13 protein-coding genes are annotated in these 11,074 nt (G+C 75.1%); 7 read left to right on the top strand and 6 right to left on the bottom strand.

Translation table 11 applies throughout. The features are described from left to right. Positions 1-17: 17 nt before the first annotated feature. Positions 18-899 carry a DUF3027 domain-containing protein gene (locus ACWD4U_RS08035; protein ID WP_363458075.1) on the bottom strand — a complete coding sequence of 294 codons (882 nt, stop codon included), beginning with the start codon at positions 897-899 and terminating at the stop codon, positions 18-20. 512 nt (positions 900-1,411) lie between these two features. Here ACWD4U_RS08035 and ACWD4U_RS08030 point away from each other — a divergent pair. The 4 genes from ACWD4U_RS08030 (at position 1,412) to ACWD4U_RS08015 (ending at position 4,894) form a co-directional block, all read left to right on the top strand. After that, the gene (locus ACWD4U_RS08030; RefSeq protein WP_363458122.1) at positions 1,412-2,707 is read left to right on the top strand and encodes an MFS transporter; all 1,296 of its coding nucleotides are present in this window, start codon (positions 1,412-1,414) and stop codon (positions 2,705-2,707) included. Between the two features lie 62 nt (positions 2,708-2,769). After that, a complete protein-coding gene (locus tag ACWD4U_RS08025; RefSeq protein WP_363458073.1) occupies positions 2,770-3,291 on the top strand; it encodes a hypothetical protein in 522 nt (173 codons plus the stop codon). A gap of 12 nt (positions 3,292-3,303) precedes the next feature. Further along, on the top strand, positions 3,304-4,041 hold the full coding sequence (locus ACWD4U_RS08020) for a futalosine hydrolase (protein ID WP_363458070.1): 738 nt from the start codon (positions 3,304-3,306) through the stop codon (positions 4,039-4,041). Position 4,042: 1 nt separating this feature from the next. Further along, entirely contained in the window at positions 4,043-4,894 is an 852-nt protein-coding gene (locus ACWD4U_RS08015) for a 1,4-dihydroxy-6-naphthoate synthase (protein WP_363458067.1), read from the top strand. A 7-nt stretch (positions 4,895-4,901) separates the two neighbouring features. Here the strand turns inward: ACWD4U_RS08015 and ACWD4U_RS08010 are convergent, their stop codons facing one another. Together ACWD4U_RS08010 and ACWD4U_RS08005 are read right to left on the bottom strand one after the other, a co-directional pair. Beyond that, positions 4,902-5,291 carry a cold-shock protein gene (locus tag ACWD4U_RS08010; protein WP_363458064.1) on the bottom strand — a complete coding sequence of 130 codons (390 nt, stop codon included), beginning with the start codon at positions 5,289-5,291 and terminating at the stop codon, positions 4,902-4,904. 325 nt (positions 5,292-5,616) lie between these two features. Next, the gene (locus tag ACWD4U_RS08005; protein WP_363458061.1) at positions 5,617-6,750 is read right to left on the bottom strand and encodes an alpha/beta hydrolase; all 1,134 of its coding nucleotides are present in this window, start codon (positions 6,748-6,750) and stop codon (positions 5,617-5,619) included. Positions 6,751-6,927: 177 nt separating this feature from the next. Between ACWD4U_RS08005 and ACWD4U_RS08000 the strand changes: the two genes are divergently transcribed. Further along, positions 6,928-7,173: a hypothetical protein gene (locus tag ACWD4U_RS08000; protein WP_363458058.1), complete on the top strand. Its 246-nt coding sequence runs from the start codon at positions 6,928-6,930 to the stop codon at positions 7,171-7,173. Positions 7,174-7,180: 7 nt separating this feature from the next. Here ACWD4U_RS08000 and ACWD4U_RS07995 read toward each other — a convergent pair whose 3' ends face one another. Beyond that, positions 7,181-7,786, bottom strand: a complete 606-nt coding sequence (locus ACWD4U_RS07995) for an HAD family hydrolase (RefSeq protein ID WP_363458056.1) — start codon at positions 7,784-7,786, stop codon at positions 7,181-7,183. 101 nt (positions 7,787-7,887) lie between these two features. Here ACWD4U_RS07995 and ACWD4U_RS07990 point away from each other — a divergent pair, with 101 nt between their 5' ends. After that, on the top strand, positions 7,888-8,898 hold the full coding sequence (locus ACWD4U_RS07990; RefSeq protein WP_363458054.1) for an ABC transporter substrate-binding protein: 1,011 nt from the start codon (positions 7,888-7,890) through the stop codon (positions 8,896-8,898). A gap of 22 nt (positions 8,899-8,920) precedes the next feature. Here the strand turns inward: ACWD4U_RS07990 and ACWD4U_RS07985 are convergent, their stop codons facing one another. Beyond that, positions 8,921-9,283 (bottom strand): hypothetical protein, encoded by a 363-nt coding sequence (locus tag ACWD4U_RS07985; RefSeq protein WP_363458051.1) that lies wholly within the window; start codon positions 9,281-9,283, stop codon positions 8,921-8,923. Positions 9,284-9,430: 147 nt separating this feature from the next. Here ACWD4U_RS07985 and ACWD4U_RS07980 point away from each other — a divergent pair, with 147 nt between their 5' ends. Next, positions 9,431-10,105 carry a TetR/AcrR family transcriptional regulator C-terminal domain-containing protein gene (locus ACWD4U_RS07980; protein WP_363458048.1) on the top strand — a complete coding sequence of 225 codons (675 nt, stop codon included), beginning with the start codon at positions 9,431-9,433 and terminating at the stop codon, positions 10,103-10,105. 68 nt (positions 10,106-10,173) lie between these two features. Here ACWD4U_RS07980 and ACWD4U_RS07975 read toward each other — a convergent pair whose 3' ends face one another. Further along, positions 10,174-11,001 carry a hypothetical protein gene (locus ACWD4U_RS07975; RefSeq protein WP_363458045.1) on the bottom strand — a complete coding sequence of 276 codons (828 nt, stop codon included), beginning with the start codon at positions 10,999-11,001 and terminating at the stop codon, positions 10,174-10,176. Positions 11,002-11,074 lie beyond the last annotated feature (73 nt).

The following is an 11,074-nucleotide window of genomic DNA, read 5'->3' as shown; positions in this document are numbered from 1 at the left end:
GCGGCCCGACGGGGGGCCTACGAGTGGCCCAACTCCTCCGCCGGGGCGTCCGGTTCGACCGAGCCGGAGGTCCGGTCGGGGTGGATGTGGAGGGGTTCGACCACGGTCTCGTCGAGGATCAGCTCGGCCGGGACGGGCGGGGCGGGGAGGATCGCGGCCTCGGAGTGCGCGCCGCAGCCGTAGGCGAGCGAGACGACCTGGCCGTCGGCGGGGCCGAACTCGTTGCCGCAGACGCCGAAGGCCTGGCCGAGCGAGCCGCCGATCGGCACCAGGAAACCGCAGGTGGAGCAGGACGCCGGGGCGGACTGCGCCATCGGCGTCTGCGGGCCGTACGCGTGCTCCCAGCGCTCGGCGGCCTGGTGCAGGCCGAGCCGGGAGAGCACCCGGGGGCGGCCGAGGCCGAGTTCCTCGGCGACCGAGCCGATCTCGGCGCGGGCCGGCGGCGGCTGGATGCCGGGGTCGGCGACCACGACGTCCTCCTCGGCGGCCTCGGCCAGCGCCGAGTTGGGCGCGAGCTCGTCGTCGCCGGACCAGCCGACCTCCAGCCGGGCGTCGTCGGCGCCGGTGGGCAGCAGGTCGCCGGGGCCGAGGTCGCCCGGGCGCAGCCGCTCGCTCCACGGCACCCACTGCGGGGCCAGGACGGAGTCCGGGCCGGGCAGCATGACCACTTCGTCGAGGGTGATGTTCTTGGCGCGCGGCGCGCGGGCCACCGTGACCGCCCAGCGCCAGCCCCGGTACGCGGGGTCGAGGCACTCGAAGGTGTGGGTGACGACGCGGTCGGCGTCGGCGTTCGCGTTCAGGTGGAGGCCGACGACGGCCTCCCCGACGCTCTCCACGACTGCCTGGCGGGCGAGGTCGACGGCCTCGGCACAGAGCCGGTCAGGGGTACGGCTTCGCATCGCAGCACTCACGGCGTCGGTTCTCTCCCAGTCCTGTCATCCTGCGGTCTCTCCCGAGGCGGTCCGCTGGCGGGCTCGCTCGGACGCCGCTGCCACGTCTCTTCTATTCTGCTCGACCCGGGACCGCTCCGTGGCCGGGCCGCGCCGCCCCGGTCGGTCACCCCCCGCAGCGCCGCGCCGGGCATGCGCGTAGTGCAGGCTACCCGCCGGTCGGTGGTGGGGCACAGTCCGGGGCGGTGGGCCCGGGCGCGCCGAGCCCGCGGCAATCACTCGTACGGCGCGCCGATCTCAGGCAGGATGGGCATGTGGCGGAAGAGAAACCGCCGCAGCACGGACTGCACCCCGGGCAGGCCGAGAGCCGGTCGGAGGCGCACGCCGTGTCGCGGCAGCAGCCGACGGTCCCCGGCGCGCCGGAGGCGGGTGGGTCACACCCGACGGGCAGTCAGGACGTACCGGAACCGCCGACCGTCAAGCAGCGCGGCGCACTCGCCCGCGGGGCGTCGGCGGCGGGGGTGCGCACCGGGCGGGTGGTGCACGGGACGGGGCGGCGGATCCGGCGGGCGACCTCCGCGGAGGGCGCGGGCGAGTCCGGGCTGGCGAAGCTGATCGAGCTGCACGCCCTGAACTCCTTCGGCGACATGCTGATCACCGTGGCACTGGCGTCCACCATCTTCTTCTCGGTGCCGACCGGCGAGGCCCGCGGCCGGGTCGCGCTGTACCTGCTGATCACCATGGCGCCGTTCGCGGTGCTGGCCCCGGTGATCGGCCCGCTGCTGGACCGGCTGCCACACGGCCGCCGCACGGCGATGGCGATGTCGATGCTGGCCCGGGCGATGCTGGCCTGGGTGATGGCCGGGGCGGTGACCTCCGGCGGGCTGGCGCTGTACCCGGAGGCGCTGGGCGTGCTGGTGGCGTCCAAGGCGTACGGGGTGGTGCGCAGCGTGGTGGTGCCGCGGCTGCTGCCACCGCAGCTGTCGCTGGTGAAGGCGAACTCGCGGGTGACGCTGGCGGGCCTGGTGGCGACGCTGGTGGCGGGCGGGGTGGGCGGGCTGCTGCACCTGATCGGGCCGGGCTGGCCGCTACGCGGAGCCTTCGTGGTGTTCGTGATCGGCGCCCTGATGGCCTTTCACCTGCCGCACAAGGTGGACTCCGCCAAGGGCGAGAAGCGGGCCGAGCTGCACGCCGAGCCGCACGAGCCGCGGCCGCGCGGCGTGCTGCGTGCGGTCGGACCCTCGGTGATCATGGCGCTGCGCGGGGTGGCGTCGCTGCGCTGGCTGGTCGGGTTCCTGGTGATGTTCCTGGCGTTCCTGATCCGCAAGGACCCGATCGGCGGGCTGCCGGAGACGGCGGCGCTGGGCGTGGTCGCGGCGGCCGCCGGGGTGGGCAACGCGCTGGGCTCGGTGCTGGGTTCGTGGCTGCGCACCCGCGGCTCCGAGGTGATGGTGACCACCATGGTGCTGCTGGCGACGGTCGCGGTCGGCGCGGCGGCGCTCTGGTACGGGGTGGCGACGGTGACGGTGGTGGCGGCGACCTCAGGCATGGCGGCCTCGCTGGGGAAGCTGGCGCTGGACGCGCTGATCCAGCGGGACGTGCCGGAGGCGGTGCGCACCTCGGCGTTCGCCCGCTCCGAGACGGCCCTGCAACTCTCCTGGGTGGTGGGCGGCGTGGTGGGCATCTCGCTGCCGCTGAACGCGGTGCTGGGCCTGTCGGTGGCGGCCGCGGTGATGGCGCTGATGCTGCTGTGGACCTTCCACTCGCTGCTGCGGGTACGGCCGCGCGGCGCGGCGACCCGTCCGCGCGTGGCGTAACCCGCGGGCGACTCGGGCACCCCGGCGTCCCGTGATCGCGGAAGCCGGGTAGCCTCTTGCGCATGAGCCTCAGCACCCGCGTCATCGCCGGACTCGCAGGCGCCGCCGTCGTCGGCGCCGGTCTCGTCGGTTTCGGCATCTACCAGGCCGTCGACAACGGCAAGCCCGCCAAGAACGAGGCCACGATGGTCGTCGGCACCTCGTCGATCACCGCCGAGCCGTTCTGCTACGACGGCGGCAAGCCGCTCACCGAGGACTTCCTCAACGACTGCGCCACGAAGGCTCAGAAGGCCAGCGACGCGAAGAAGCTGCCGCGGCTGGACGTGCGCTCCAGCGACCGGATCGGCGTCGGCGTGCCGAAGGACCTGGCCGACAAGGGCTGGTACGCGATGACCGACGGCGGCTCCGGCTCCGGCCGTGCCTCGATCATCAGCAACGCCACCGGCGTCACCTACTCGGGCTCGCAGCCCGCCACCACGCTGATGTCGCAGACCGCCACCACCTCGGTGACCGTGGTGTCGCAGAACCCGGAGACCAAGGAGTTCTACGCGGTCTGGTTCTTCGACCTGAACAACAAGCGCTGACCCAGCCGGTCGATGACCGCTGAGCACCACGACGAGCAGTCCGGCCGCGCGGCCGGACTGCTCGTCGTCGTCGCCGTGCCCGCCGAGGCGGAGGCGGTGCTGCGCGGGCTGCGCGACGGCGCCCGGCCGCTGCCGCTGCCCGGCGGGGAGCTGCGCCGCGCCGTGCACCCGGACGGCACCGCGGTGGACGTGCTGGCGGCGGGCGTCGGCCCGGCCGCCGCGGCGGCCGGCACCGCGGCCGCGCTGGGCCGCTACGGCGGCTACCGGTTGGTGCTGTCGGCGGGCATCGCGGGCGGTTTCGCGCCGCACGCCCCGATCGGCTCGCTGGTGGTCGCCGACGCGCTGGTCGCCGCGGACCTGGGAGCCGAGACGCCGGACGGCTTCGCGGACGTCACCGAGCTGGGCTTCGGCACCGTCCGCCACGAGGTGCCGGCCGGGGTGGTGCGGCTGGCCGCGAACGCGCTGGCCGCGGCGGTCGGCGAGGTGCTGACGGTCTCCACGGTGACCGGTTCGGCGGAGCGCGCCGAGCGGCTGAGGGAGCGTCACCCGCGGGCGCTGGCCGAGGCGATGGAGGGTTTCGGGGTGGCCGAGGCGGCCGCCCGGCACGGGCTCCCGGTCGGTGAGCTGCGCGCCGTGTCCAACGCCGTCGGGCCGCGCGACCGCGCGGCCTGGCGGATCGGCGAGGCGCTGGGGGCCCTGGAGCGGGCCTTCACCGCGCTGCCGCCGAACCGTCTGCTCCAGGAGGTCTGAGATGGCCGAGCCGCTGTCCGTGGCGTACTCGCCCTGCCCGAACGACACCTTCGTCTTCCACGCCTGGGCGCACGGCCTGGTGCCCGGCGCCGAGGCGCCCGAGGTGCGGTTCGCCGACATCGACGTCACCAACGGCCTGGCCGAGCGCGGCGAGCTGGACGTCCTGAAGATCTCCTACGGCCAGCTGCCCTGGGTGCTGGACGAGTACGCGCTGCTGCCGTGCGGCGGCGCGCTGGGCCGCGGCTGCGGGCCGCTGGTGCTCACCGCGGAGCCGATCGACGCGGCGGCGCTGGCGGGCCGGCGGGTGGCAGTGCCCAGCGAGCGCTCCACCGCGTACCTGCTGTTCCGGCTGTGGGCGGCCGAGGCGGTGCCGGGCGGCTTCGGCGAGATCGTGGTGCTGCCGTTCCACGAGATCATGCCCGCCGTACGGGACGGGCGGGTGGACGCCGGACTGGTGATCCACGAGGCCCGGTTCACGTTCCGCAACTACGGGCTGCACTGCCTGGCCGACATGGGCGAGGCCTGGGAGGCGGCGACCGGGCTGCCGATCCCGCTGGGCGCGATCGTGGCCCGCCGCTCGCTCGGCGCGGAGCGGCTGCGCGCGCTCGCCGACACGATCCGCGCCTCGGTGCGGGCCGCCTGGGACGACCCGGCGGCCTCCCGCGGGTACGTGCTGGCGCACGCGCAGGAGATGGACCCGGACGTCGCCGACCAGCACATCGGGTTGTACGTCAACGAGTTCACCGCCGACCTCGGCGAGGAGGGCTACGCGGCGGTGCGCGGCCTGCTCACCCGGGCCGCCGGGCAGGGACTCGTCCCCGCGGTCGACCCGGGTGCGCTGGCCTTCGGCTGACGGGGGCTCAGGCCCCGGCGTCGAACTGGTCGGCGATGGCGCGCAGCACCATCGCGATCTTCTGGCCCTCGGCGCGGGCGGGGTAGCGGCCGCGCTGCAGGCCGGGCAGCACGCTGTCCAGCTTGGTGATCAGGTCCTGGACGATCGGGGCCATGTCGTCCGCGCTCTTGCGCTGGTTGGCGGCGACCGACGGCAGCGCGTCCAGCAGCGTCACGGTCATCGCCTGGTCACCGCGGTGGCCGGCGGCGATGCCGAACTCGACGCGCTGGCCCGGCCGCAGCGTGGTGACGCCCGCGGGCAGCGCCTTGGTGTGGACGAAGACCTCGCCTCCGTCGTCGCGCGACAGGAAGCCGTAGCCCTTCGTCTCGTTGAACCACTTGACCTGGCCGGTGGGCATCTCGAAAAGTCCTCGGTATCGGGTGCGAGCGACCCCGTCGGGTCGCGGATGGGTGGGCGGGCCGACCACGGTGTGCGGGCGGCCGGTATCGCTCAGTAGAGCAATGATCCCTCAGCGTCCGCCGGAACACCGAGGGGATTCCTGACCGGGGTGGGCCCGGGCCTCGCGCCTTCCGCGCCTTCCACTGGCTCACACCCCCGATCGGCGACGGGCGGGCGTTCGTGGACCAGCCGCTGGTCGACCCGCGCGATGGCTGCATACCCGGGGCGGGCGAGGGTCGAAACTCCCTGCGCGCGCGGAGTTGCGGGCAGTGACGCCGGGCCGGTCAGGACGGGTCCGCGAGGTGCCCGCCGAGCCAGCCGAGCGAGGCCGGGAGCATCCGCGACCAGGTGGTGAAGTTGTGCCCGCCGGTGTCGAGCGTGATCGAGGAGACCTTGGTGCCGGTGCCCTTCGCGGCGGCGGTGAACCGCTCGGTGTCGGCGAAGTAGTCGCCGTCGCCCTCCCGGCTGCCGCCGACCAGCAGTGCGGTGGCCGGCGCGGGCAGGTGGGCCAGCCGCCAGCCCAGGTCGGCCTCGTCCCGGCGCTGCGCGCTGCCGCCGAACAGGTCGCCGGTGGTGGCGTCCTCGGCCGCCCTGTAGTACCCGGACAGCGACACCGCCGCGGAGAACACCTGCGGGTGACGCATCGCCAGTTTCAACGCGCAGTACCCGCCGGTGGAGTTGCCGACCACGCCGAGACTGCCCGGCCCGTCCGCGATCCGGTAGGCGGAGCGCAGCGCGGCGGGCACGTCCGCGCTGAAGTACGAGTCGGCCTGCGGGCCGCCCGGGACGTCCTCGCACTCGGTGTCCCGGGGCATCGCCGGGGAGGGCCGCATCAGCACCAGCACGGTCGGCTTGGCCTTGCCCTCCCGGGTCAACTGCAGCTGCACCGCCGGGTAGTTCAGCTTGGTGATCAGGTTCTTGGCGTCGCCGGGGAAGCCGGTGATGGCGATCGCGGCGGGGAAGCGCCGGTGCTGGAACTCCGGCTGGAAGTACTGCGGCGGGAGGTAGACGTACCCCTCGGTGGCCAGGCCGGTGGTCGCCCCCGACAGCCGGACCTTCTCCAGCCTCCCGACCTGCGCCGGGTCCCGCCCGACCGAGTTGGTGCCGCGGACGTTCTCCGCCGCCAGCTTCTGCACGCCCTCGGTGCGGCCGCGCAGCTGGTTCTGGACGGTCACCGGCCCGGCGTCGCCGGTGCCCAGCAGGTCGTCCCAACTGCTGTAGAAGGCGAAGTAGTTGTTGGCCAGCAGCCCGAGCGTGCAGATCACCGCCAGCTGGGTGCCGACGATGGTGCCCAGCCGCCCCAGCACCGCCTGCCAGCTGCGCCGGGCCAGCCGCGGCCACAGCCACACCGTCCCGGCCACCATCAGCGCCGAGACCAGCGCGGACAGCGCCAGCACCTTGTGACTGGTCAGACCCACGCCCCGCTCCCACTTCTCGCACTCGCCGGTCCCAGCATGCCTGAGTGTTTCCTGGGAACCTTGAGCGTTCAGTCGGAAACCGGACGGCTCCGCCCCCGCCGATCGGCGGGGGCGGGCGGGGCGGGGCCGCGGTCGGTGGGAGACTGGGGGCGGCAGCCGCAGCAGGAGGAGTCGCAAGTGAGCCGTCAGTCCACCGATCCCGGTGACACCCTGGTCCGCGTCGGCGGGATCGTCTTCGGCGTCGGGATGCTCGCCACGATCGCCACCTTCGTGCCGCTCTTCCTCGACCTGCCGCGCCTGCCCACGGTGGCCTACTGGCTGTGCATGCTGATGCCGGCCGGGCTGCTGGTCTCGCTGACCGGGCTGTTCACCACGGCCCGCGCGGACGCCCGCAAGCGGCGCGCGGCGGCCGCCTCCGCCTGACGGCCCGTCAGCCCAGGTGGGCGGTGAGCCAGGCGGGGAACTCGGTGAGGTCGCGCAGCACCACGTCGGCGCCCGCCTCGGCCAGCTCCGCGGCGCTGTACGGGCCGGTGGCCACGCCCACCGCGACGGCCTCGGCGGCCCGGGCGCCCCGGATGTCGCCGAGGTGGTCGCCGACGTAGACGTGCGCGCCGTGCGCGCGCAGCGCGTCGCCCTTGGTCTCCGCCCACAGGTCGCCGACCAGGGCGTCCACCTCCAGCCCGATGCCGTCCAGGTGGCGGCGGGCGTTCGGCTCGTACTTGCCGGTGATCACCAGCACCCGGCCGCCCACCGCACGCACCGCGGCGACCGCGGCCAGCGCCCCGGGCAGCTCCAGGCTGCCGGACACCGCGTGTTCCGCGTACAGCTCGCGGTAGCGGTCGGCGACGACCTCCACCCGGTCCGCCGGGAACCAGTGCGCGAGCTCGTGGACCAGCGGCGGGCCGAGCCGGCTGACCGCGAGGTCGGCGTCGATGTACGTCGCGGTCTCGGCGGAGAGCACCTCGTAGGTGGCCTTGATGCCGGGCCGGGTGTCGAGCAGGGTCATGTCCAGGTCGAAGCCGACGGTGAGAGCCATACGGCCAGCCTAGTCAGCGGGGTTTCCCACCGGATGAGCCGGGCCGGGCGCGGGGGGACGGCGATACTGCCGGAAACCGCCCGCGACGTCGGAGGTCCCAGGTGTCACGCCCCCTCTCCCGCCGGGCCGCGTTCGCCGGGCTCGGCGCCGTCCTGCTGACCGGCTGCGGCCCGCGTCCGCTGCCCGTCGAACTGCCGCTGCCCGACCGGTCCGGCAGCGGCTCGCCCAGCCCCACGCCGACGCCCACGCCGACGCCGACGCCGAGTGCGACCGTCACCGGTGCGGACGGCCCGGTGGTCGTGCCCGGCGGACCGATCCGGGTGGTCGCGCTGGACACCGCCGAGCTGGACTCCGCGATGACGCTCGGCATCACCCCCGTGGGCGCGGCGAAGGCCCCGCTCGACGCCGGGCCGCCCGACTACTGGCCGGCCTCCCGGCTGGCCCGGGTCGCGGTGGTCGGCGACATCGCCGCGCCGCCCGACGCCGCCGCGATCGGCGCGACCCGCCCGCAGCTGATCCTCTCCAGCCAACTGCGCGACGGCGCCCACCTGGCTGCGCTGCAGGCCCTCGCCCCGACCGTGCTGACCCGCACCACCGGCGCCCCGTGGAAGGAGAACTTCCAGCTGCACGCCGCCGCGCTGGACCGCCGCGACCAGGCCGCCGCCGTGGTCGCGGGCTACGCCCGGCACGTCGATCAGGCGACCCGCACACTGGCCGCCGCCGGGGCGGCGGGCCGCCGGATCAGCCTGGTGCGCTTCGTCGAGGGCTCCCCCACCGTCCGCCTGTACGCCCGGCAGAACTTCCCCGGCTCGGTCCTCGCCGACCTCGGCCTGCCCCGCCCCGACCCGCAGAACACCGACCAGTTCGCCGTCGAGGTGACGCCCGACCAGCTCGCCCAGGCCGACGGCGACGTGCTGCTGTACGCCGGCTACGGCGACCCGGACCGTTCCGGCCTGACCGCCGCGCTGGCCTCCCCCGCCTGGCAGTCGCTCGGCGCGGTCCGCTCCCACCACGCCTTCCCGGTCGACGACCGGCTGTGGTTCCAGGGCATCGGCTACACCGGCGCGCACTTCCTGATCGCCGAGCTGCTGCACCTGCTCGGCGTGGCCTGACGACCCGTTCGGTGGCGGTGCGTCAGGCGGGCGCGGCGGTGCCCATGGCGAGCAGCGCCGCGCGGAAGACCACCACGTGGCGGGCGTTCTGCAGGATCCACACCCAGCGCGGGAAGCCGGACTCGGCGGCCTTCAGCAGCGCGGCCACGTCGATCCGGGCCAGTTCCTCGTCGCCCTTGCGGGCGAAGGCGGCCCGTACCGAGGGCGCGGCGGTCAGGTTGCTGTAGAGGATCACGCAGTTGATCGCCAGCACCAGGCCGAGGACCACCTGGTGCAGGACCACGGCCCAGCTCCGCCCGGTCAGGTCGAGCGCGGCGGTGGCGGCCAGCACGGCGGCGATCGCGACGGGCGCCCAGGTCTCGTGGCCACCCGCGTCGAAGCGCATCCCGTTCTCCTCCAGCACGGTGCCGCGCACGCCCTGGCGGCGCAGTTCGGCGCGGGCGGCGACGGTCGCGGCGGCGCCGAAGCGGGCCCGGACGACCGGGATTCCTGAACTTTGTGCAGGAGCCTCCGGCCGCCCTAGGGTGAGGCCATGGCACGCGACACGCTCACCCGCGAACAGATCGTCCGCACCGCCGTCGAACTGCTCGACGAGGACGGCCTCGAAGGCCTCAACATGCGCAGCCTCGGCAAACGGCTGGGCGCCGCCGCCACCGCCGTCTACTGGCACGTCAAGAACAAGGACGAACTCGTGCTGGCGGCCGGCGACCTGGTCTGGCACGAGATCCCGCTGCCCGAGCGCGACCCCGCCCAGTGGCGCACCGCCGGGACCGCCCTCGCCCTCGACCTGCACGCGATGCTCGCCCGCCACCCGTGGCTGGTGCAGGCCTTCGGCTCGTACCTGTTCCACGGCCCCGGCAAGGCCCGTTTCGACGACCACACGCTCGACCTGTACGAACGGGCCGGCTTCACCCCCGCCCAGGCCGACGTGATCGCCGCCGCCGTCTTCACCTACGTCCTCGGCAACGCGCTCGCCGTCGCCGCGACCGCCTCCCTGCACCGACGGCTCGGCCGCGACGGCCAGGACCCCGAGCAGGCCATCGCCGACACCATGGCCAAGGCCGTCGCCGTCGGCCGCGACTACCCCCGGCTGCGCGCCCGGCTCGACCGGGAGAGCCCCGCCGACTACGCGGACGCCCCCGAGGACACCCTCGAACTCGGCCTGCACGCGCTGCTCGCCGGACTGGAGACCCGCCTCGCCGCCTGACCCGGCGTCACAACGTCCGGGCCTCACTCCGGCTTGCCCGACGCAGCGTCACGACACCCGGTCGACCCTCACTCCGACTTGCGCCGACGCAGCGTCACCACCAGCAGGAACACCGCCGTGATCACCGCCGCCACCCGCAGCGCCCCCGGGGCGCCGGCCCAGGTGCTTGCGCCCGCGTCGCTGCCCGGAGCCAGCGCGGTGCCCCAACGGCCCTGCTCCCGGCCCCAGTTCCACACCGCGAAGCCGGTGAGGGTGGCCAGCGGGATGCCCAGCACGGCGAACTTCCGGGTCATGTCGGCCAGTCCGCGCGACAGGTACGACACGCCCCATCCGGCCAGCATCGCCAGCAGCGAACCGGTCACCGCGCCCGCCAGCAGCGCCGTCGCACCGAGCAGCAGCAGCGGCGCGGGACGCCGGGACGCGCCCGGCCCGGGCTGCGCCGCGGGCTCCTCGACGGGCGGGGCGTCGGCGGCCGGGGCGGGCCGGCCGAACAGCGCCTTCAGCGCGCGGCGGCCCAGGCCGGGCCGCGGCTCGGGGGCGGCGGGCGGCTCGGGCACGGCCGGGGTCAGCGGCTCCGCGGCGGGCTCCGGCGCAGCCGCCGGCTCCGGCGGGGCGGTCGGCAGGTCGAAGTAGACGGCGTCCCAGCCCGGGTAGGCCTCGGTGACGTCGGTGCGGCCGCGGCCCTCCGCGTACTCGGCGGCCCGCCGGACCTCCGCGTCCGTCGGCCCGGACGGCTCCGGGTCCGGCTTCTTCAGCTCCACCGCGGGCGTCTGCGGCGGTACGCCCGGCACCGGGGGCACCGCCGGCGGCGAGTCCACCGCCTGCCGGGGCAGGTACACGCTCTCCCCGCCGCCCTCCGCGGATCCGCCGTCCCGCCACCACGAGCCGCCCGCCATCGCCCCGCCTCACCTCAGCCGTCCCCGCCGCCCCTGACCGTACCCACCCCCGCCGCCCCCAAGCGAGCCCCGC

This window comes from Kitasatospora sp. NPDC002522 (assembly GCF_053595195.1).
Note: the sequence above shows the minus strand (reverse complement) of the source record. Positions and strands in the feature narration are given on the sequence as shown.